Raw genomic sequence first — 20,591 nt, 5'->3', positions numbered from 1 at the left:
TGTTTAGACTATATTTATCCCAATATGACTCAACAGCGAGCCGGTCGGGAGTCACCAGTGGGGTCATCCCTTGATCTGCGTGAATCCGTCTCGCGGATGCGCGTACCCGCCAACGAACTGGCGGCCTCGGCGGCGCGCAAGTTCGTGCGTGCCGTGCTCACCGAGCGATCAGCCCTGCGCTCCCCCACGGCGCCGGCCATCAGCGAGCGGCTCCTCGACGACGCCGCGCTCCTGGTCAGTGAGCTGGTCACCGACGTCGCCGCCCAGGCCGCCATCGAGGTGGAGGTCCTCTGCCGCCTCGACACCGGCCGCACCGCACCGCACGACTCCCCCGAAGGGTCGACCGGGCAGGTGGGCATCGTCGTCGAAGTGCTGGACCCCACCCCGTCGGCCACCCTGCGTGGCACCAAGGGCATGCACAGCGACATGCGCGGCTACCGGCCCCGGCTGATGCGGGCACTGGCCCAGTCCTGGGGAGTGACCTACCGGCACACCGAGAACGCGGCCTGGTTCCGTCTGGAACACGAGGCGAAGACCACGGTGGAGACCGGGCGGCAGGACCTCACCCGTTCCCTCGCCGAAGCCGTTCACCGCCCGCTGCCGGCGCCCGAGCCCGTCACAGCAGCGCCGCCGCACGGCTGCCGGAGCCGTCGCACCGGGTGGGCGGAGCGCGAAGGGCAGACCTTCCTCGCCGAGGCCGGCGAGCTCCTCGCCGGACAGCTGGACGAGGACATGGTGGCGGCGCTCGCCGGACAGCTCCTGGTCCCCAGGCTCGCCGACTGGTGCGGCGTGTGGCTGACGACGGACTCCGGCATGCGGCTGTGCCATGTCTGGCACCGGGACGAGCGGCGGATCCACACACTCCGGCCGGCCCTGGAGAAGGAACGTCTGCCCGCCGGGTTGAGCACGACCGGCACCCCGTGGCCCTGGCCCGAGTTCCCAGGTGCCGAGCAGACCGGCTCCGCGCTGGCGTTCGCGCTGACCGCGGGCGGCCAGTGCCAGGGCGCGCTCCTGATCGGCCATGCAGGGCTGCCTCACATGACCGACGCCGTCGTACGGCTTTCCGAGGACGTGGCCCGGCGGGTGGCCCAGGCCGTGGCCACTGCCCGCCGCTACACCAAGCAGGCGAGCATCAGCAGCTCGCTCCAGCGCAGGCAGCTCCCCACGTCCCTCGCCGTCATTCCGGGCGTCGACACCGCGATCGTCTACGAGCCCTGCGGCGAGGGCCAGACCGTCGGCGGCGACTTCTACGACCTGTTTCCGATGGGAAGCCGGCGCTGGTGCTTCCTGCTCGGTGACGTGTGCGGACACGATCTGGAGGCGATGTCCGCCACCGGCCTGGCCCGGCACCTCGTACGGTTGCTGGCGCGGGAGGGCCACGGCGTCCAGTCCCTGCTCAACCGGCTGAACGTCGCCATGGCGGAGGAGGCCGCCGAGGCCCTCGCGGTTCGCGGCGAGCACGAGGGTTCTCGCTTCCTGAGCCTGCTGTACGGGGAACTGCAGCCGGACATGATCGTCGGCGGCGCGCGATGCACGATGGCCAGCGCCGGACATCCGCCGCCGTTGAGGCTGTCGACGGACGGCTCGGTGACGAAGGCCACGGAACCGCAGATGCTGCTCGGAATCGACGAGCAGCAGGAGTTCCACGCCCACACCTTCACGTTCGCACCCGGTGAGACGCTGCTCTGCGTGACCGACGGGGTGACCGAACGCCGCCGAGGAGCACGTCAGTTGGATGACGACGACGGTCTGGCGAAAGTGCTGCGGGGATGCCTCGGACTGGGCGCGAAGGCCGTGGCGGAGCGCGTCCGGCGTGCCGCCCACGACTTCAGTGCCGAACCGATCGACGACGATCTGGCCGTGCTGGTCCTCCAGGCGGTTCCGGTCGACGGGCCGGGACATGTGCGGTCCGGCCAGTAAGCCCAAGGTTCCAGTAAGCCCAAGGTCACTGACGCTCCGTCGACGCCGGAGGGGGCGAAGCAGCCGGTGCCCCTGCGTGGAGCGTCGGGCGGCCTGAGGCCGCTCCTCGCGCATTCGGTCGGGGCTTGCGCCGCCACAGCGACCGCGTCGGTCGGGCCGGCTGAAGAAGGATGCCACGGTTCCTGTACCAGAGTGCGCCCGCAGGGGGGTCGTCCGATCGGATGACCCGGCCGTCAGCCGTCCCGCTCCCGGGGACGAGCCGGAACGCCGACGGGCGGGCGGCGTCACCGGCCCGAGGCTGGAGACACGGCGCGACGAGCGCGCCTCGACGTGACACGACAGGGAGTCGCCCGCGATGCAGCACAAGGCCAGGAAGTTCTCCACCCGCGCCAAGGCCGTCACCACCACCGCCGCCCTCGCCGCGGTCGCGGCCGGAGTCACCGGCGCCGTCTCCGCCTCCGCCGACACCACCGACACCACCACCGCCGCCGCACCGGCCGCCGTGACGGCGGTCAAGGACAAGGCCGTGACCACCACCGACCACCTCACCGTCCAGGCCGCCACCGACGCCGCCCAGGCCGCGCTCAAGGCCGCCCAGAAGGAGGGTCAGCGGGTGAGCGTCGCCGTGGTGGACCGCAACGGCAACACCCTCGTCACCCTGCGCGGCGACGGCGCCGGCCCGCAGGCGTACGAGTCCGCGGTCAAGAAGGCCTACACCGCCGTCGCCTGGAACACGCCCACCTCCCGCCTCACCGAGCGCCTGAAGTCCGCACCCACCCTCAAGGACATCCCCGGCACCCTGTTCCTCGCCGGCGGCGCCCCCGTCACCCACGACGACACCCCCATCGCCGGCGTCGGCGTCGCCGGAGCCCCCTCCGGCGACCTGGACGAGAAGTTCGCCCAGGCCGGCGTCGCCGCCATCGGCAACCGCCGCTGACCCGACGAGAGGCCCCGCGAGTGAGCGTCACCCTGACCGGGCAGGCCACTCCGCCGGTGTACGGCCCTCCCCCGGCCGCATGCCGTCACTCGGCTCGGTGCGGGCAACCGCCCCGCCGTACGGCACTGTCGCCCGTCCTGACCCTGTGGAGGAGTTGCATCGTGACCAAGAAGGCACCTTCCGCGGCCGGCCTCGCCCTGCTGGACGCCGCACACCGCGGCGACGCCGAGGCGGTACGGGCGGCCCTGGCCGACGGCGCGGACCTGGAGACACGCGACACCCACGGCCGTACGCCGCTGCTGCGCGCCGCCCTCGCCGACCAGGTGGCGGTGGCCGAGGTGCTGGTGGCGGCGGGCGCGGACGTGAACGCGCGGGACGCCCGCGAGGACAGCCCGTGGCTGGTCACCGGGGTCACCGGCAGCGTGGCCATGATGCGCGCGCTGCTGCCCGGCGGACCGGACGTGACGCTGACCAACCGGTTCGGCGGGGTGTCGGTGATCCCGGCGAGTGAGCGCGGCCATGTGGCGTACGTCCGGGCCGTGTTGGCGGAGACGGCCGTCGACGTCGACCACGTCAACCGGCTGGGCTGGACGGCACTGCTGGAGGCGGTGATCCTCGGCGACGGCGGCCGCACCCACCAGGAGGTGGTGGAGGCGCTGCTGGCGGCGGGCGCCGACCCGCTGCTCCCGGACGCCGACGGCGTCACGGCCCGCACGCACGCCGAACGCCGCGGCTTCCACCGGATCGCGGCCGTGCTGCGGGAGGCCGAAGGGTGAGCGCGCGCAGTCTCCTGGCGGGTGCTCTCGGCGCGCTTGCCGCCGCCACGCTGCTGGTCGGGTGTGGGTCGGGTTCCGATGCCCCAGCCGCGTCCTCCGCCTCACCGTCCGCGACACGCCCCGGCATGTCCGAGGGGCCCACCGGCGCCGGGGAGACCTTGGTGGTCACCGACTTCGGCGCCGACACCGTGACCTTCGTCGACCCGTCACGGCGTGGCGAGGCGGCCGGCCTCGGCTCGGTGAAGGTGGGCACGGCCCCGTACGGGATCGCGCTCGGTGGCGACGGGACGGCCTGGGTGGCCACGGCGGAAGGCGTGGCGGCGATCGACACAGCGGCCCGGCGGCGCACCGCGCTGATTCCCTACTCGACGGACACCAGCCCGGTGACCACCGGCGAGTACCGCGGCGGCGGCATGGGCATCGCGCTCTCCCCCGACGGCAGGCACGCGTACGTCGGCGTGAACGTACCCGGCGCCGACGGCACGCTCGAGGTGATCGACACACGCAGGCACGAGGTGGTGCGGACCGTCCCGGTCGGACGCCGTCCCTTCGACGTCGACGTCTCCGCCGACGGCCGCCGGGTCTACGCCACCGGCCACGACTCCTTCGACGTCACCGTCGTCGACACCGGCGACTGGACCGCTCGCCGCGTCGCGGTGGCCCCCTACGGCACCGAGGGCGGCCTCGGCTCCTGGCTCAAGCCGCACTACACCGCCGTGCGCCCGTCCGACGGTGCGCTCCTGCTGCCCTTCGAGGGCGAGCGGCTGGCCGTGATCGATCCGGGCACCGGCCGCGTCCGGCTCGAGCGCATGACCGCGAACACCCACCAGCACGGGGTCACGGCCGCCGCCGACGGCACGCTGTACGTGGTCGGCACCGGACCGATCGACCCTTCGCACGACGACGGCCCGTCCCTGACGGTGCGCGCCCCCGACGGCCATGAGCGCGTCGTTCCCCTGGACGGCCCGCACGAGGCCGTCACCCTGTCGGCCGACGGCCGCACCGCCTATGTCTCGGGCGGATTCACCCGCGACGGCTACTGGGACGGCCTGAGCATCGTCGACGTGCCCACCGGTCGGGTGACACGGCTCGCGGTCGGGACACGGCCCTTGGGCATGGCGGTGTTGTAGGCCCCGTCGTGGACCGGTGGAGTCGTGGCGGAGTCCGGGCGGGTTCAGCTCGGCCGGGTGGTCCGCGTGGTCCGCGTCGGGCCGGTGTGGGTGAGGGCGAGCAGGGCCATGTCGTCGCCGATCCGACCGCGGGTGTGCCGGTGGACGTCGGCGACGACGACGGCGAGGAGCTCGTCCGGGCCGCGGAGGCGCTGGCCGGTGAGCCGGCCGACAGGGTCGTAGAACGTGCCGCTCATGTCCCGGGCCTCGGTGACCCCGTCGGTGTACAGCAGCAGGCCGGCTCCCTGGGGGAATGCCACGGTGTCGACGGGAGTGCTGTCGGTGCCCAGCGGAGCCAGGCCCAGGGGCAGCGCGGGCCGGGAGGGTTCGAGCGGGCGCACCGCGCCTTCCAGGAGGAGCAGTGGTGCCGGGTGTCCGCGGTTGACCAGCCGTACCCGATCACCCGGCCGGGGGATCTCGGCCAGCACGGCGGTGGTGAAGTCCTCGACCTGGTCCAGCCCCTCGCGCTGCGCGAGCTCCCGCAGCAGGGTCTGCTCGATCCACTGCGCGAGCCCGGTCAGCGTGGGCTCCCGATGGGCCCCGTCGCGGAAGGCGCCCAGGACGACGGTGACCGCCTCGACCGCGCCCATCCCCTTGCCTCGTACATCGCCGATCAGGCAGCGCACCCCGTACGGCGTGTCCTGCACCGCGTACAGGTCGCCGCCGAGTTGCGCGTCGGTCTGGGCGGCCTCGTATCGGGCGGCGATGCGGAGCGCCCCGATGCGCGGGGGCGGCTGCGGCAGCACGGCGTGCTGCACGGCGGCGGCGATGCCGCTCACCGACCGCAGCCGCATGTCCCGGCGGTGCAGCACACGGTTCAGGACGACGGCGAGGGCCGCCATCGTGGCGACCGAGACCCAGTCGCTGTAGGCGCCCCGGTCCGTGAGCAGACCGTGGTGCGCGAGCACGGCCAGGTCGGCGGCGCACGCGGCCAGCCCCACCAGCACGGTCCCGCGCAGCGACAGCAGCGCCGCGGCGACGATCGGGGCGGCCGAGAAGCACGCCGCGGCACTGATATCCCGGGGCGTGCCCACATCCAGGACGATGCCGACGGCGAGCAGGAGAAAGGGCAGCAGGCAGACACCGCGTGGCAGAACTCCCGGCCGGGCGCGGTCCTCGCCTGGCCTCGTCACATGCCGCTCCCTCCGTCGCTGTGGGCATCCCCCTCCACACTCCCCGATCCCGGCCGGAGCCCGCCAGCCGGGCGCGACGTCATCCGGGTGCCACGCGTCGGCAGCACTCGACGACCGTCAGGGGCCGCCGGCGGATCTTGGTGCCTGGTGTGATCGGGTCGGGTCGGCGGGCGTCCGCGGGGCGGGGCGCGTGTGTGGGTGGTCGATCAATCCGGACTGACAGATCGTCGGCCGTGTGGTTACGATGTCGGCGATGAAGAACTCCTCCTCGTACGGATTGGGGGAATCGTCCGCGCAAGGTGAGTGCTGATGGCACATCACCTCGCGAACGCGATTCCGACCCGCCTGTTGATGTGGCAGCGCGTACGCGAGTACGCCGTGCCACCGTCCATGATCGAGACCACGGCCGTACGCCGTGCGGTCGGCGACTGGGCCGGTGCCTGTGCCGCCGCCCGGATCGACGTCGATCTCGATCTGCGCGCCGTGCGTGACCGTCACGGCACCGATGTCGTTCATCATCTCCGCGCGGACCTGCGCCGTCTGGCGCCGGATCTCCTCCGCTGGCACATGCCCCGGATCGCCCCGGACGGGCGGCTCCGGCCCGGCCTCACCCTCTGTCTGGCCCGTTACCCACGGCCCGGCGCCACGCCGTTGCAGTTGGTGGTGCGGACACCACCGGCCTGGGCGGACGCCGGACAGCGGATGTCGCTGACGCTGTGGGAGGGACCCGGTGACGGCTCCAGCGGGCGCCGTCCGCCCTCACCCCCACGTCCGCACCCGCACCCGCACCCCGAGCGGCGTTTCCGTCTCGATCTGCACCGGCACCTGTGGGACTCCGGCCGGAGCGGCGAGCTGGCGTGGCGGTGCGGCGCGGGCGGCGCGATCCGCGCCCGGCCCGGTCGGTCTCCCCGTCACGACTCCCCCTGGGCGGTGCAACGCTGGGCCGCCGAGGCGGAGTTGCTGTTGCGGGCCGAGGGGCGTCCTGGCGGGGCGTTCACCGTGCGCCTGGGTGCGCGGAGCCGGGCGGTGCTCGAACTCGTCGCCCCCGACGACAGCCATGCCCCGACGTTCCGGCCACTGCGGGAGCCGCTCCCGCCGCAGAGGATCGCGGCGCTCCCGGTGCTGCCGGAGGCGGCGGCCCGGCTTCTGCCGGACCTGGAGCTGCTGCGGGCCGGGCTCATCACGGCCGGCCGGCTGCATCCACTCGTCGCGCCGGCCCTGGCGTCCTACGGCCGGGAGCCGGTGGCCGCCACCGCCCCCGAACCGAGCGACCCGCACCGGGTGGCGTGCCGGGGTGAGGTCCACCGGATCGCGCTGCGGGACGGGGTGCTGACCGCGATCGATCACGACCCGGCCCAACTGCGCAGGGAGGAACTGCTGGTGGCGCTCGGCGGGCCGCCGCTGCCCTGTCTGCGGGCGATCGACACGGTGCACCGTGAGCCGGAGGCGCTGCCCGCCGTACGGGAGCGGCTCCGTCACGGTGATGTCGCCGGGGCGCTGGCCGTGGTCGAGGGGCTGCTCGGTCCCGGCGCGCTGCTGCGCGACGGTCCGCTGCGGGAGGAACTGGAGTCCGCTGCGGCCCGGCGCGTCGATCACGGGCTGTTCCGCTCCGGGCTGGTGGCCGAGCATCCCGCCGCCGGTACGCCAGGAAGCGGCGACGGCTCGGGCGCGGGGCGTCGCGAGGCGGACCACCGTCCGCGGCTCGACCGCCGCACACCGGCCGAGATGCGCCGTAAGCGCGGCAGCCGGGCCCGGCCGCGCACCGGCCTGGCCGCATGACCGGCTGACCAACTGACCGGCCGACCAGCTGACCGGCCCACCGGTCGACCCGGCGGCCTTCTTCGAGCAATCCCCCTTTCTTTGCGATGCGTTGGGCGCCGCACGCCCTCATCTCGTTCACGTCATCCGGGACAGGTTGTCCCGTTCCCTTCTCCCACCCCAGGTGATGCCCTATGACCGCCCGTACCGATACCGGCACTCGACTCGCCGTCGCCGACGACCTCCTGTCCCTCCTGCGGACGACCACCACAGAGCCGCGGCCCGACGAGCAGCTGGAAGCACTCACCCTGGCCGTCGCGGCCGACCTGCCCGTGCTGCTGTGGGGCGAGCCGGGCATCGGCAAGACCGCGGCCCTCACCCAGCTCGCCGCCTCCCTCGACCTGCCTCTGACCACCGTGATCGCCAGCGTCCACGAGCCGTCCGACTTCTCCGGGCTGCCCATCGTGGGCGACGACCCGGCGGTGCGGGGTGTGCCGATGGCGCCCCCGCAGTGGGCCGTCGAGCTGGTGCGGGCCGGACGGGGCCTGCTCTTCCTCGACGAGTTGTCGACCGCCACCCCGGCCGTCCAGGCCGCCCTGCTCCGGGTCGTGCTCGAACGGCGGGTCGGCGCGCTCCAACTGCCGCCGGGGGTGCGGATCGTGGCCGCCGCCAATCCGCGCGCCTCGGCCGCGGACGGGTGGGAGCTGAGTCCGCCGCTGGCCAACCGCTTCGTGCACCTGTACTGGGTGCACGACCGGGAGGTGGTGGTGCGCGGGCTGGGCGGCGTCTGGCCCCGGGCACAGCTGCCCCGGGTGGTGCCGGAGCGGCTGGTGGAGGCGGTGGCTTTCGCCCGGCGGGCGGTCTGCGGCTTCCTGGAGGTACGGCCGACGCTCATCCACCGGCTGCCGAGCACCGAGACGCGGCGTGGCGGCGCCTGGCCCTCGCCGCGGAGCTGGGAGGCGGCGTTGACTTTGCTGGCCTTCGCCACGGCGGCCGGCGTCTCGCGGGATGTGCTGGCGCTGCTGGTACGGGGTGCGGTGGGCGACGGGCCGGGGCTCGAACTTCTCGCGCATCTGGACCGGATGGACCTGCCGGACCCTGAGTCGCTGCTGGCCGATCCGGCCGCCGCCGCATTGCCGCAGCGCGGTGATCTGCGCCAGGCGGCGCTCGAGGCGGTGGTGGCCGCCGTCGGGGCACGGCCGGAGCGCGCGCGGTGGGCAGCGGGCTGGGCGGTGCTGGTGCGGGCGCTGGAGACCGGCGCCCCGGATCTGCTGGTCGCCCCGGCGACGGCGCTGGCCGCCCTGCGGCGGGACGACTGGGAGGTACCGGAGACGATGGACCGGCTGGCCGGAGTGGTGGGCCTCGCCCAGCGTGCGGACCGGTCGGTGCGGCAGGTCACGGCGACGGCCGGCGCGGGGCGCGCGGCGGGGTCTCGCCGATGACGGCGCCCGCGAAGCGGCCGGGACCACCGCAGCCGGCGTACCGGCCGATGCCGCCGCAGGCACTCTCTCGGCCGACGCCCCCGCAGGCACTCTCTGGGGCGGTGTCCCCGGAGGCATCCTCTCGGGCGGTGCCGCCGCAGGCGATGCCCCGGTCTGCGCCACCGCCCCCGCCCTCGTCCCCGTCACCTCCACCGCCCCCACGCCCGCTTCCGCGGCCGATGGCGCGGCCCGCGCCGCCGCGCCCCGTGCGGGTCGCCGTGCCCGGGCCGCCGGGCGGTCACGGCCGGACGGACGCTCGTACCGAACTTCCGCTGGACATGGAGAAGTTGCTGGCCGCCCGGCTGCACGCGGTGAAGGTACGTCCCTACCTGGCCGACGCCCTCTTCGCGCTGCATGTCGTGGAGGACCGGTCGGTGCCGACGATGGGGGTGGACACGTACTGGCGCTGCTACGTCTCCCCCGGCTTCGTGGCGCGCACCCCGCTGGAGGAGCTGGCGGGCGTCTGGGTGCACGAGGTCTCCCATCTGCTGCGGGACCACCACGAGCGGGGCGAGCGGTATGCACGCCAACATGAGGAGCACGGGCCCGCCGGGCGAAGCGGGACGGGGGTCTCTCCGGCCGAAGACCGGAGCAGGCTGCGGCGGAACATCGCCGCCGACTTCGAGATCAACGACGACATCTACGGTGACGGGCTGCCCGTGCCGGCCGGTGCGGCGCTGCCGTCACTGCTGCGGCTGCCCGACGGGCTGCTGATGGAGGAGTACCTGCGGACGGCGTCGATGTCCGGGCTCGCCGCGGACCTGGCCTGGCTGGACTGCGGCAGTGGGGCCGACGGGCAGCACCGGCCGTGGGAGCTGGGACCCGACGGGGCGCACGGGCTGACCAGGCAGCAGCGGGACGCCGTCCGCTTCCGGGTCGCGGAGGGGATCAAGGGCCGGCCGGGCAACGCGCCGGACGGCTGGCGCCGGTGGGCGGACGAGGCGTTCCATCCGCCGCAGCCATGGCGGCAGCTGCTGGGGGCGGCGGTCCGCTCGGCGGCGGGCGCGCCGGGGGTGGGCGAGAACCACAGCTACCGGCGTCCGTCCCGGCGCTCGGCCAGTGTCCCCGGAGTGCTGCTGCCCAGCCTGCGCCGCACGCCGCCCCGGGTGTGCGTGGTGATCGACACCTCCGCCTCGGTGAGCGACGCCGAGCTGGGCAGCGCGCTGCTGGAGGTGGCGGCGATCGCGCGGGCGGTGGGCGGGCGGCGCGACCTGGTCTCGGTGATCTCCTGCGACGCGGCGGCCGGGGTCGCCGTCCCGCTCTGCCGGGCCGAGAACATGGCCCTGGTCGGCGGCGGAGGCACGGATCTGCGCTCCGGCTTCGCTCGGGCGCTCCGCTCCCGGCCGCGTCCGGACGTGATCGTCGCCCTGACGGACGGGCAGACGCCGTGGCCGTCCGAGCAGCCGCCCTGCCGCGCGGTCGTCGGTCTCTTCCCCCGCCCCGCCCGTGCCGTGAACGAGCACGACCCGGACTACGTCCCGGACGCCCCGCCGCCGTGGGCGCGGGTGGTCACCATCGGCTGAGCCGACCGGCCTCGTCGTGTCCTGGTGGGCGGCCGTGTGCCGACCCGGTGGCGCGGGAGCGGGGGCATGAAGAAGGGCCCGGATCGTCTCCGGGCCCTTCTCCTTCTCGTAGCGGGGACAGGATTTGAACCTGCGACCTCTGGGTTATGAGCCCAGCGAGCTACCGAGCTGCTCCACCCCGCGTCGTGGACACCACCCTACACGTGTCCGAAGGCGGTGCGGCACCGCGGGGCTCGTCTCGGGTGGTCACTGCGCCGCGACCGTCAGCACCAGCTTGCCCGTGGTGGTGCCGGACTCGATGCGTCGGTGGGCCTCGGCGGCCCGCTCCAGCGGCAGGGTCTCGACCTGGACCCGCAGCGCGCCCGTCGCGGCGGCCGCCACCGCGCGGCGCAGCGCCCGGCCCGTCTCGTCGGGGAAGGCGGCGGAGAAGGCCGCCAGGTTGAAGCCGGAGACGGTCTTGTTGGTGAACCACAGTTCGTTGGCGGGAACCGCGACGTCCTCGGCGCCCGAGGCGTTGCCCATCACGACCAGGCGGCCCATCGGGGCCAGCCGGTCCAGGCCGGCGCGGCGGGCCGGGCCGCCGACCATGTCGATCACGACGTCGAACCGGCCGGCGTCGGCGACCCGGTCCCGGAGGATCACCTCGTCATAGCCGAAGCTCCTGGCGGCGTCGATCTTGGCAGCGCTGCCGACGGCGCCGACCACGCGGCCGGCGCCCAGAAGGCGGGCGACCTGGCCGAGCTGGCTGCCCACGCCGCCGGCCGCCGCGAGGACCAGGACGCTCTGTCCGGGCTCGATCCGAGCCACCCGGTCGAGGACGAGGAAGGCGGTGGTGCTGTTGGACGGTACTGCCGCGGCGACGTCCGTCGACAGGTCGAGGCCGTCCAGCGGCGCGACCAGGTCCGCCGAGGTGACCGCCACCTCGGCGTAGCCCCCGCTGTCGACGATCGTGAGCGCGGCCACCGGCTGCCCGACGGCCAGGTGCTCGACGCCCTCGCCGACGGCCCGGATCCGTCCCGCCACCTCGATGCCGGGCACGAAGGGGAGCGGCACGTCGACCACGCCGCGCCGGTAGAGGATCTCGGCGAAGTTGGCGCCCGCGTACGCCACGTCGATGGCGACCTGGCCCGGCCCCGGCTCGGGGACCGGCCGGCCGGCGACACGGAGCACGTCGGCCCCGCCGAACTCGGGGATGGTCACTGCCTTCATCTGCGTGCTGCTGTTCATGGCACCGATCCTGCGGGTACGGCGGCGCGACGGGCAGTGTGTGCTCATCCTGGGTGTGTCACCACCAGGCAGCGGCGTTCGGCCGATCTGCACGATCCCGGCGTGCCGGCACAGCGAGGGCGTTGTGGGGCCACCTCACGGGTGGGACGATGCCTTCGAGACGTCGATCGGCGACAGGGGGCAGGCCTCTTGGTGGACGAGGAGCACGGTTCTGGGGCCGCGGCGGTGTTCGACGCGCTGGGAGCCGACTACGAGAAGGCGTTCGCCGGGTCGGCCGCGCACCGGTCCTCGCTCGAGTGGGTTCTCGGCCGGCTCGCGCCCGGCAGTCGGGTGCTGGACGTCGGCAGCGGAACGGGCCGGCCCACGGCGGAGACCCTCGTCGCGGCAGGGCACGAGGTGCTCGGCGTCGACGTCTCACCGGTCATGGTGGAACTCGCCGGCCGGCAGGTGCCCGGGGCTTCCTTCCAGTGTGCCGACATCCGCGAAGTCCCCCTGCCCGACGCCTCGTTCGACGCGGTCTGCGTGTACTTCTCGCTCCTGCAGATGTCGCGCGACGACCAGTCCCGGCTCCTGAGGCGGCTCGTGCGGGCGCTGAAGCCCGGCGGCAGCCTGGCCGTCGCCACGGTGCCCCTGGACGTAGAGGACGTCGAGGGTGTCTTCATGGGCCGGAAGGTAAGGGTGACGAGCTTCGCCGCCGACGACTTCACCGCGATGGTCACCGGGGCGGGCCTGTCCGTCGTGTCCCAGGAGAGCCTCCTGTTCACCCCGTCCCACCCGGACGCCGTACCCGAGCCCCACCTCTTCCTCCACTGCCGCCGCGAACCGCGCTCACCCGTGTGAGGGCCCCGTCACCCCCAGATCCGCGCGCATCATGGCCGCGCATCCTGGACAGGTCCCGCCGGCCCTGAGGTGATGCGCGTGACGGCGGCGTACGGCCAGGGCGTAGAGCTCCTGGGTGAGGACGAGGTCGCGTCGGCTTCCCCCGGACAGCGCGTGGATGAGGTCGGCCACCGCGGTCCTGGCCTGGGCGCGGTCGGTCGGGGGTGCCAGATGGGCGTCGAACAGCGCGACGATGCGCTCGCGGCGCTGCGGGGCGGTATGTCCCGTGGCCATGGCAGGCGGCGTCACAGGGTCCGCACGGGCCGGGCCGGGTTGCCGACGGCGACGACGTTCGCGGGGACGTCCTTGGTCACGACGGCTCCGGCACCGATGACGGAGTTGTCCCCGATGGTGACGCCGGGCAGGACGATGGCACCGCCGCCGATCCAGACGTTGTCGCCGATGGTGATCGGCCGGGCGGCCTCCAGCTTGTCCCGGCGCGGCCGCGGCTCCAGGGGGTGGGTGGGGGTGAGCAGCTGGACGCTGGGACCGATCTGGCAGTCCTCGCCCACGGTGACGGCCGCGACGTCGAGCGCGGTGAGGTTGTAGTTCACGAAGGTGCGCGCGCCGATGGTGATGTTGCTGCCGTAGTCGACGTACAGCGGCGGCCGCACGTGCGCCTCGTCGCCCAGGACGCCGAGCAGTTCGGCGAGCAGCGGCCGGGCGGCGTCGACGTCCTCCGCGTAGGCGGCCTGGTAGCGGGCGGCCAGGCGCACGGCCCGCTGCTGGCGGCGGATGATCTCGGGGTCGTCGGCGATGTAGAGGTCGCCCGCCAGCATGCGTTCCAGGTTCGTCCGCGGGTCGCCCGCGAAGTGGTCCGTCGTCATGCGTACGACCGTACAGAGAGAGCGTAGGAAGGAGAGCGTACGAACGTACACTGCCGCAGGGGTGATCCCCGGCGGCGGCGAGGCCGCACGCCTTGCCGACCGCCCGCTGCCGGAGCATCGTGGTGATAGCCGGTGATCGGCGCAGAACAAGGCGTGCACGACGATGAAGCGCAACACGGGACCCAGCCGACCCGCTCCGGCGTCGGCAGACGTCCGCTTCGGCGCACCCGAAGCGATCGTGGTCGCGGACCCGACCGGGCGGGTGACGCACTGGAGCACCGGCGCGCCCGCGCTGTGGGGCTACGCCCCCGAGGACGCCCTCGGCAGACCGCTGGCCGACCTGGTCACCGCCGACGGAACAGCCGTGAGGCACCGCGACGGCAGGGCTCTGGACACACGGGTGCGGCTGTTCCCCCTGGGGCCGGTCGAGCAGCCCGCCGGGTTCGTCCTGGTGGCCGGGGGCACACCGGAGAACGGGGAGGAAACCTGGAACGGCGAAGAGGCCGGGAACGGCGCCCTGGTGACGTGGGCGTTCGACCAGCATCCCACCGCCTTCGTGATCTACGACAGCGAGGCCCGCATCCAGCGGCTGAACACCGCCATGTCCCGGATCATGGGGTACGGGGAGGACGAGATGCGCGGGCGCTTCCTCGCCGAGATCGTCCCGGGATCGGTGTACGAGGAGATCGAGCGGAGGATCCGCCGGGTGCTCAAGACGGGGCAGCCGGAATACACGGAGCCGTTCGTCAGGACGCCGGGCGAGCCGAAGGCGCACGCCTGGTTCATGGACATCTTCCCGCTCAGGAACGCGGCCGGCCGGGTCCGCGGGGTGGCCGTGTCGGCGTCCGACTTCTCGCAGCAGTACGACTTCCGGGAGCGGCTGGCGCTGCTGAGCGAGGCCAGGACCCGTATCGGCGCCAGCCTGGACGTGGAGGGCATCGCCCGGGAGCTGGCCGAGGTCGTCGTGCCGCGTTTCGCGGACGTGGTCAGTGTCGACCTGCTGGAACAGGTCTTCCGGGGCGGTGTGCCCGGGCCTGTCCCTTCCGGCCCCGTTCTGCTGCGCCGGGCGGCACACCGGACGGCGTTCGCCCGGGACGCTCACCTCCACGGCCCGGACCCGCTCCACCGCTATCCGCGGTCTTCGCCCATCGCGCAGTGCCTGGTCGACGGCCGATCGGTGCGGCACGCCGTCACCGATCAGGAGATCGTCCGCTGGCTCGCCGAGGATCCCGTACACGCGGAGCAGATCCGTGCCGGCGGGGTGCACTCGCTGATCGCCGTGCCGGTCCGGGCCCACGGCCGCACTCTCGGGGCGGTCGTGTTCGGACGACGTGCGACCTCCCTCGAGCCCTTCGGCCCCGAATGTCTGGCCGTCACCGAAGACCTGGTCGACCGGGTGGCCATCTGCCTGGACAACGCCCGCCAGTTCACCCGGGACCGTGGCATCGCGCTGGCGCTCCAGCGGAGCCTGCTGCCGAGGGGACCGACCGTTTACCCGGCCGCGGAGACAGCCGTCCGCTACCTTCCCGCGGGCGGCGAGGTGCAGGCCGGCGGAGACTGGTTCGACGTGATCCCGCTGCCCGGGGCCCGGGTCGGGCTGGTCATCGGCGACGTCGTCGGCCACGGCGTGCACGCGTCCGCCACCATGGGCCGGCTCCGTACGGCGGTGCGCACCCTCGCCGACCTCGACCTGCCGCCCGACGAACTCCTCACTCATCTCGACGACATCGTGACCCACGCGGAGGGCGAGCAGGACACGGACGCCCTCGGTGAGATCCCCGGCGACATCGGCGCCACGTGCGTGTACGCCGTCTACGACCCGGTGTCCGGCGCCTGTTCTCTGGCCCGTGCCGGTCACCCGGCTCCACTGCTCTTCCGCCCGGACGACTCCGGAGGTGTCGTCGACGTGCCCGTCGGCCCTCCGCTCGGCCTGGGCAGCCTGCCCTTCGAGGCGACGGAGCTCACCCTGCCCGCGGGAAGCCTGCTCGCCCTGTTCACCGACGGTCTCGTCACGGCCGGCGGCCGCGACATCGACGACGGCGTGGCCGCGCTGCGCAGCGCTCTCTCCCAGCCCGCCTCCTCGCTCGAGGAGCTGGCCGATACCGTGCTGGACACGCTGTGTCCCGGCCCACGCGACGACGACATCGCCCTGCTTCTCGCCCGCACGCGGGTCCTCGACCGTGACCACGTCGCCTGCTGGGACCTGACCGGTGATCCCGCCGGCGTGGCCGAGGCGCGCAAACGGGTCTGCGACCAGCTCGGCACCTGGGGACTGGAGGAGGAAGCCTTCGTCACGGAACTGGTGGTCAGCGAACTGGTCACCAACGCCATCCGGTACGCCACCGGCCCGATCAGGCTTCAGCTGATCAAGGAGCGTGCGCTGATCTGCGAAGTGTCCGACGGCAGCAGTATCGCCCCTCATCTGCGCCGGGCCAGGCCGAGCGACGAGGGCGGCCGCGGCCTGTTCATGGTCGCCCAGCTCACCCGGCGCTGGGGCACCCGCTACACGCGCGCAGGCAAGACGATCTGGGCCGAACAACCCATCGGTGAGGTGTGAGCGGACCGGTCGGCACCCGGCCCGCGCGGTGACCGGCCCGAGCGGTGACCGGCCCGTCCCTCACCGGGTGCCTGATCGCCGCCCGCTGAGGGCCCGCACGACGGAGGACCCGGCCTTGTGAGCGTCAGCGGCGAAACGGCTTGAGGATGGCGCGGACCTGCTGCGCCGCGCCCCAGTCGTGGTCGAACTGGGCGATGACGGCCAGGTGCTGACGCAACTGGAGCAGCGGCATTCGGGCTCGCCAGCCCTCGTCCAGGCCGGTCAGCTCAGCGTAGACGTCGAAGAACCGCTTCGCCTCCGGCGGGTGCGGGGAGCACCACAGGTGGGCCAGATCGACCTCGGCCCATGTGTAGGAGATCGCAGGGTCGATCAACGCGGGCCGGCCGTCCTCGGTGGCGAGGACGTTGTGCGCCCACAGGTCACCATGGGTCAGGCAGGCGGGCCGGGGTGGCAGCAGGTCGGGCAGCCGCTCACACAGGTGTTCCAGGGCTCGCCTGTCCCGCTGGTCCAGCGCCGCTCGGACACGACGCTCGGGCAGCCAGCGCAGCAGACGACGCCGGGCGAAGAACTCGTATCCGTCGGCGGTCCACGCGTTCTCCTGCCGGTAGCGGCCGAGCCAGTTGTCCCGCTCCCAGCCGAACCTGTCGTGCACGGTCGAGGTGTGCAGTCGTGCGAGCGCGTGGGCGAGTTGCTCCCAGAAGGCTTCCTGCGCCGGACGTGCCCGCAGGACGGACAACACCAGCACGTCCCGCGTGGCCAGTACGACCTGGGGCGTGGCCGGCGCACCGCGTTCCCGCAGCGCGTCGAGTCCTTCCGCTTCGGCCGCGAAGAGGCCGTCCGCCGGCACGTCGACGAACGACTTGACGAACAGCGGGGGCCCGTTGCGCCGGGTGGCGAGACCGGCGAGCGCCGCCATCCCGCCCTCGACCGGCTCGACCGCCGTGACATCGCTCAATCCGGCGGCACGGAGGCGGTCGAGCAGAAGTGAGGCTGTCTGCACGAGCCGCAGGCTACCTCAGCTTCGCGTAATGGGGCTCGGCGCGCGTTGTGACGATCGGTGAACTGGCGGCGTGCTTCAACTGGGGTGGCCTGGCCGGTGATCGGGCGTCTGAGGCGGCTCTCGTTGCCGTCGATGATCTCGTCCCTCCCGTCGGCGCCGTGAAGTGACACGTGCAACAGGCGTGGTTCACGGGGCCCGCGCCAGATGATAGACACAGCGGGGTCACAGTTCCTGTCCGCCAGCAGGAAGGTTGCTGCCGCATGTCCGCAACACGACGTCAGATCCTGGCCCGAGCGAGCGCCCTGGGAGCGGGCATCGCCTTCACCGGAACGCTGTCCGAACTCTTCGCCGGTACCGCTGCCGCGCAGAACCTGGGTCACACCGGCTACGGCGCCCTCGTCCCGGACCCGAACGGCCTGCTCGACCTGCCGGAAGGTTTCCGCTACACCGTGCTCTCCCGGGAGGGCGACCAGTTGCGGTCGGGTGAGGGGCTTGTGCCCTCCAACCACGACGGCATGGCCGCCTTCGCCGGCAGAGGCCGCCGTACGCACCTCGTCCGCAACCACGAGAACCGTGCCACCGCGAAGATCCCGGTCCCGGCCGTCGAGGGCCTCACCTACGACCCGGAGGGCAAGGGCGGTTGTACCGCCCTCACACTGGACTCCCGCAACCGCGTCCTGTCGGAGCGGGTCGCCATCGCCGGCACGGCCGTCAACTGCGCGGGCGGACACACTCCTTGGGGCACCTGGCTGACCTGCGAGGAGACCGAGGACAAGGCGGGCACCAACGGCTACACCAAGGACCACGGCTTCATCTTCGAGGTCGACCCCACGGACCCGCACCGCACCGGCGCCGTCCCGCTGACCGCGATGGGCCGCTTCCAGCACGAGGCGATCGCCGTCGACCCGCGCAACGGCGTCGTCTACGAGACCGAGGACGCCTTCCTCCAGCCGTTCGGTCTCTTCTACCGCTTCCTGCCCGCCAAGCCGCTGGGCGGCACGGGTTCCCTGCGGGCCGGCGGCCGGTTGCAGGCGATGCGGGTGCCCGGCACACCGGACCTGTCGACGATCCAGGACACCGGCGCGGTCTTCGACGGCGTCGAGTGGGTGGACGTACCCGACCCCCTGGCCGCCTCCACCCCCACCCGCCTCCAGGACTACGGCCCGAAGGGGATCACCCACGCGCAGAAACTGGAGGGCTGCTACTGGGGCGGCAGTTGCGTGTACTTCGTGTCCTCCTTCGCCCGCAGCACGGACGGCTCGGCGGCCGACCACTACGGCCAGATCTGGCGCTACGAACCACGACGGCGCCGCCTGACCCTGGTGATCGTCTTCGGTCCGGACACCGATGTGCGGTTGCCCGGCGAGTCCCCCGACAACATCTGCCTCTCCCCCAGCGGCGGCCTGATGGTGTGCGAGGACGGAAACGGTGCCCAGCACGTCTTCGGTGTCACCCGCGGCGGCGAGGTGTACGCGATGGCTCGCGGCCGACAGAACATCGGCACCCCGGAGGCGCCCGAATGGGGCGAGTTCGCCGGTGTCACGTTCTCCCCCGACGGCGACACGATGTACGTCAACTGCTACACGCCGGGCACCACCTTCGCGGTGACCGGGCCCTGGCGCGGATAGCAGATCAAGGGGCGCCGGTCGCGATCACGCCGGGGCGGGACACCGCCCGCCCCGGCCGGTGGAACGATTCCGCGCTGCTCTTCGTCGGCGGCCCCGGCGAGCGGCGGACCACGAGGTTCTTCGCGTCGCCCGCTGGGAGCTGATCCGGTCTGCGCCGCGTCGCCGCCGCCAATAGCCTGGAAGGGAGCAGCACCAGGGCGGGAAAGATCCTCCCGATGCACTCTTACTTCGCCGAGGGGGGACGCGACACAGGCAGGAAGAGCCATGCCCTGGAATCTGAACGGCACGTATCTGGAGAGCTGCAACTGTGACGTGGTCTGCCCCTGCACCACCTCGGGCCTGGCCGCACCGGCCGATCACGAGCGTTGCCAGGTGACCTTCGCCTTCCACGTGGACGACGGGGTCGTGGACGGTGTGGACGTCTCCGACCGCAGCGTCGCCGTCTTCGTCGATGCGCCCCGGGTGATGTCCGAGGGCGGCTGGCAGGTGGCGTTGTACGTCGATGCCTCGGCCGACGACGAGCAGGCGGAGGCACTGACAAGGGTCTTCTCCGGCCGGGCCGGAGGGCCGATGGCGGCGCTCGCCCCGCTCGTCGGTGAGGTCCTCGGCGTGGAGCGCGTCCCCATCCACCATCGCGACGAGGGCCGCCGTCACGCCGCGCGGGTGGGCGACGCCATCGACGTCGAGATCGAGGACCAGATCGCCCCACAGTTCGGCGAGGACGGTCCGGTGATGGGCCTGACCGGCATGTTCCACCCGGTGAACAGCACGCTGACGATCGCCCGGTCCACCCGGGCAACGGGCGACGGGGTGTACGGCCGGTCCTGGGACTTCACCGGCGGCAACGGACACTCGGCGCCCTTCACATGGTCCGCATGACCGGTGGGCCGGTCACGGTCCGCCGCGCCGCGGGGCCCGCGGGACTTCTGCTGATCGCGGCGGCCGTCGCCTGGGTCTGGGTGGTGACGCTCTGGGGTGGGGCGGGCATGCGGGCGATGCCCGGCACCATGGGCCTGGGCCTGCCCGCCTTCCTGGCCGTGTGGACGCTGATGATGGCCGCGATGATGCTGCCGGCCACGGCGTCCGTCGCCGCGCTGTACGCCCGCACCATCGTCGCGCGCCGGACACCGCGCATGGCCCTTTTCACCGTCGCCTACCTGCTGGTGTGGGCGGCGGCCGGGCTTCCGGCGTACGCGCTGGCCGCCGGCCTGGGCCGGGTGGCCAGCCTGCCCGCCGCGGCGGGGACCGCGGTGGCCGCGGCCGTGTTCGCGGTCAGTGGCGTCTACCAGCTCACGCCCCTCAAGGACCGCTGCCTGGCGAAGTGCCGTTCACCGGTCGGGCTGGTGCTGCGCTGCGCCTCGTATCCGCCGCGTTCGCGCGATCTGCGTGCCGGAGCCCGCCACGGGGCCTTCTGCCTGGGCTGTTGCTGGTCGCTCATGATGCTGCTGGCCGCGTTCGGCGTGATGAACCTGTGGGCCATGGTGGTGCTGGCCGCCGTGATCACCGCCGAGAAGCTCGCTCCGGCCGGTCACCTGGTGGCCCGTGTCGTGGGGATCGCCTCGATCGCCCTGGCCGTCGCCGTCTTCTGGGTCCCGGCGCTGGCTCCGGGCCTCACCGGCGGGGACACCAGCGGCATGTGAGACATTTCTCGCGCGGCGGTGTTCACCCCGGCCGACCTCGAATGCGCTGCCCGCAGGGGAGCACAGGCGGCGTTCGAGCGAGAGATCGCACATCGCCAGGGCCGGCCGTCGACCACTGAGGACTACAGGACCGCCA

16 protein-coding genes, 1 tRNA gene and 1 pseudogene are annotated in these 20,591 nt (G+C 73.1%); 12 read left to right on the top strand and 6 right to left on the bottom strand.

Translation table 11 applies throughout. The features are described 5' to 3' along the window. The first annotated feature begins 96 nt into the window (after positions 1 to 96). The 4 genes from ABZ484_RS07635 (at position 97) to ABZ484_RS07620 (ending at position 4,763) form a co-directional block, all read left to right on the top strand. Positions 97 to 1,920: a PP2C family protein-serine/threonine phosphatase gene (locus ABZ484_RS07635; protein WP_358864962.1), complete on the top strand. Its 1,824-nt coding sequence runs from the start codon at positions 97 to 99 to the stop codon at positions 1,918 to 1,920. Positions 1,921 to 2,275: 355 nt separating this feature from the next. Further along, positions 2,276 to 2,857, top strand: coding sequence for a heme-binding protein (locus ABZ484_RS07630; RefSeq protein ID WP_358864961.1), 582 nt, complete (start codon positions 2,276 to 2,278; stop codon positions 2,855 to 2,857). A 161-nt stretch (positions 2,858 to 3,018) separates the two neighbouring features. Next, a complete protein-coding gene (locus ABZ484_RS07625) occupies positions 3,019 to 3,633 on the top strand; it encodes an ankyrin repeat domain-containing protein (RefSeq protein WP_358864960.1) in 615 nt (204 codons plus the stop codon). Positions 3,634 to 3,683: 50 nt separating this feature from the next. Further along, positions 3,684 to 4,763: a hypothetical protein gene (locus ABZ484_RS07620; protein ID WP_358864985.1), complete on the top strand. Its 1,080-nt coding sequence runs from the start codon at positions 3,684 to 3,686 to the stop codon at positions 4,761 to 4,763. Between the two features lie 44 nt (positions 4,764 to 4,807). On the opposite strand, the gene ABZ484_RS07615 is transcribed toward ABZ484_RS07620, so the two are convergent. Then, on the bottom strand, positions 4,808 to 5,935 hold the full coding sequence (locus tag ABZ484_RS07615) for a PP2C family protein-serine/threonine phosphatase (protein WP_358864959.1): 1,128 nt from the start codon (positions 5,933 to 5,935) through the stop codon (positions 4,808 to 4,810). Between the two features lie 309 nt (positions 5,936 to 6,244). On the opposite strand from ABZ484_RS07615, the gene ABZ484_RS07610 reads away from it, so the two are divergent. From ABZ484_RS07610 to ABZ484_RS07600, 3 genes are all read left to right on the top strand, one after another. After that, the gene (locus tag ABZ484_RS07610; protein WP_358864958.1) at positions 6,245 to 7,714 is read left to right on the top strand and encodes a hypothetical protein; all 1,470 of its coding nucleotides are present in this window, start codon (positions 6,245 to 6,247) and stop codon (positions 7,712 to 7,714) included. 173 nt (positions 7,715 to 7,887) lie between these two features. Further along, positions 7,888 to 9,135, top strand: a complete 1,248-nt coding sequence (locus tag ABZ484_RS07605) for an AAA family ATPase (RefSeq protein ID WP_358864957.1) — start codon at positions 7,888 to 7,890, stop codon at positions 9,133 to 9,135. A gap of 317 nt (positions 9,136 to 9,452) precedes the next feature. Next, entirely contained in the window at positions 9,453 to 10,697 is a 1,245-nt protein-coding gene (locus ABZ484_RS07600) for a VWA-like domain-containing protein (protein WP_358864956.1), read from the top strand. A gap of 109 nt (positions 10,698 to 10,806) precedes the next feature. Here the strand turns inward: ABZ484_RS07600 and ABZ484_RS07595 are convergent. Beyond that, positions 10,807 to 10,880: transfer RNA gene (locus ABZ484_RS07595), tRNA-Met, on the bottom strand. A gap of 63 nt (positions 10,881 to 10,943) precedes the next feature. Continuing rightward, positions 10,944 to 11,924: a zinc-binding dehydrogenase gene (locus tag ABZ484_RS07590; RefSeq protein ID WP_358864955.1), complete on the bottom strand. Its 981-nt coding sequence runs from the start codon at positions 11,922 to 11,924 to the stop codon at positions 10,944 to 10,946. A 189-nt stretch (positions 11,925 to 12,113) separates the two neighbouring features. On the opposite strand from ABZ484_RS07590, the gene ABZ484_RS07585 reads away from it, so the two are divergent. Then, a complete protein-coding gene (locus ABZ484_RS07585) occupies positions 12,114 to 12,764 on the top strand; it encodes a class I SAM-dependent methyltransferase (protein WP_358864954.1) in 651 nt (216 codons plus the stop codon). An 87-nt stretch (positions 12,765 to 12,851) separates the two neighbouring features. On the opposite strand, the pseudogene ABZ484_RS07580 reads toward ABZ484_RS07585, so the two are convergent. Next, a pseudogene (locus tag ABZ484_RS07580) lies at positions 12,852 to 13,037 on the bottom strand (hypothetical protein); the annotation flags it as partial. 11 nt (positions 13,038 to 13,048) lie between these two features. Further along, complete coding sequence (locus ABZ484_RS07575; protein ID WP_358864953.1) at positions 13,049 to 13,630, bottom strand: sugar O-acetyltransferase; 582 nt, start codon at positions 13,628 to 13,630, stop codon at positions 13,049 to 13,051. A 163-nt stretch (positions 13,631 to 13,793) separates the two neighbouring features. On the opposite strand from ABZ484_RS07575, the gene ABZ484_RS07570 reads away from it, so the two are divergent. Beyond that, positions 13,794 to 16,187 carry a SpoIIE family protein phosphatase gene (locus ABZ484_RS07570; RefSeq protein ID WP_358864952.1) on the top strand — a complete coding sequence of 798 codons (2,394 nt, stop codon included), beginning with the start codon at positions 13,794 to 13,796 and terminating at the stop codon, positions 16,185 to 16,187. 124 nt (positions 16,188 to 16,311) lie between these two features. Here the strand turns inward: ABZ484_RS07570 and ABZ484_RS07565 are convergent, their stop codons facing one another. Further along, positions 16,312 to 17,187, bottom strand: a complete 876-nt coding sequence (locus tag ABZ484_RS07565; protein WP_358864951.1) for a fructosamine kinase family protein — start codon at positions 17,185 to 17,187, stop codon at positions 16,312 to 16,314. 260 nt (positions 17,188 to 17,447) lie between these two features. Here ABZ484_RS07565 and ABZ484_RS07560 point away from each other — a divergent pair, with 260 nt between their 5' ends. From ABZ484_RS07560 to ABZ484_RS07550, 3 genes are all read left to right on the top strand, one after another. Next, entirely contained in the window at positions 17,448 to 18,815 is a 1,368-nt protein-coding gene (locus ABZ484_RS07560; RefSeq protein ID WP_358864950.1) for an alkaline phosphatase PhoX, read from the top strand. 264 nt (positions 18,816 to 19,079) lie between these two features. After that, positions 19,080 to 19,694: a DUF1326 domain-containing protein gene (locus ABZ484_RS07555; RefSeq protein WP_358864949.1), complete on the top strand. Its 615-nt coding sequence runs from the start codon at positions 19,080 to 19,082 to the stop codon at positions 19,692 to 19,694. Further along, the gene (locus tag ABZ484_RS07550) at positions 19,691 to 20,455 is read left to right on the top strand and encodes a DUF2182 domain-containing protein (protein ID WP_358864948.1); all 765 of its coding nucleotides are present in this window, start codon (positions 19,691 to 19,693) and stop codon (positions 20,453 to 20,455) included. The genes ABZ484_RS07555 and ABZ484_RS07550 overlap by 4 nt, the downstream gene beginning before the upstream one ends. The last annotated feature ends 136 nt before the right edge of the window (positions 20,456 to 20,591 follow it).

This window comes from Streptomyces sp. NPDC006393 (genome assembly GCF_040628575.1).
Classification (GTDB): domain Bacteria; phylum Actinomycetota; class Actinomycetes; order Streptomycetales; family Streptomycetaceae; genus Streptomyces.
The sequence above is the reverse complement of the archived record's forward strand: the minus strand, read 5'-3'. Positions and strand labels throughout refer to the sequence as shown.

Coding starts and splice junctions, on each gene's coding strand:
- ABZ484_RS07635 (WP_358864962.1), top strand. CDS start 97: ATGCGCGTACCCGCCAACGAACTGGCGGCCTCGGCGGCGCGCAAGTTC.
- ABZ484_RS07630 (WP_358864961.1), top strand. CDS start 2,276: ATGCAGCACAAGGCCAGGAAGTTCTCCACCCGCGCCAAGGCCGTCACC.
- ABZ484_RS07610 (WP_358864958.1), top strand. CDS start 6,245: ATGGCACATCACCTCGCGAACGCGATTCCGACCCGCCTGTTGATGTGG.
- ABZ484_RS07605 (WP_358864957.1), top strand. CDS start 7,888: ATGACCGCCCGTACCGATACCGGCACTCGACTCGCCGTCGCCGACGAC.
- ABZ484_RS07600 (WP_358864956.1), top strand. CDS start 9,453: ATGGAGAAGTTGCTGGCCGCCCGGCTGCACGCGGTGAAGGTACGTCCC.
- ABZ484_RS07590 (WP_358864955.1), bottom strand. CDS start 11,924: ATGAACAGCAGCACGCAGATGAAGGCAGTGACCATCCCCGAGTTCGGC.
- ABZ484_RS07575 (WP_358864953.1), bottom strand. CDS start 13,630: ATGACGACGGACCACTTCGCGGGCGACCCGCGGACGAACCTGGAACGC.
- ABZ484_RS07570 (WP_358864952.1), top strand. CDS start 13,794: ATGAAGCGCAACACGGGACCCAGCCGACCCGCTCCGGCGTCGGCAGAC.
- ABZ484_RS07560 (WP_358864950.1), top strand. CDS start 17,448: ATGTCCGCAACACGACGTCAGATCCTGGCCCGAGCGAGCGCCCTGGGA.
- ABZ484_RS07555 (WP_358864949.1), top strand. CDS start 19,080: ATGCCCTGGAATCTGAACGGCACGTATCTGGAGAGCTGCAACTGTGAC.
- ABZ484_RS07550 (WP_358864948.1), top strand. CDS start 19,691: ATGACCGGTGGGCCGGTCACGGTCCGCCGCGCCGCGGGGCCCGCGGGA.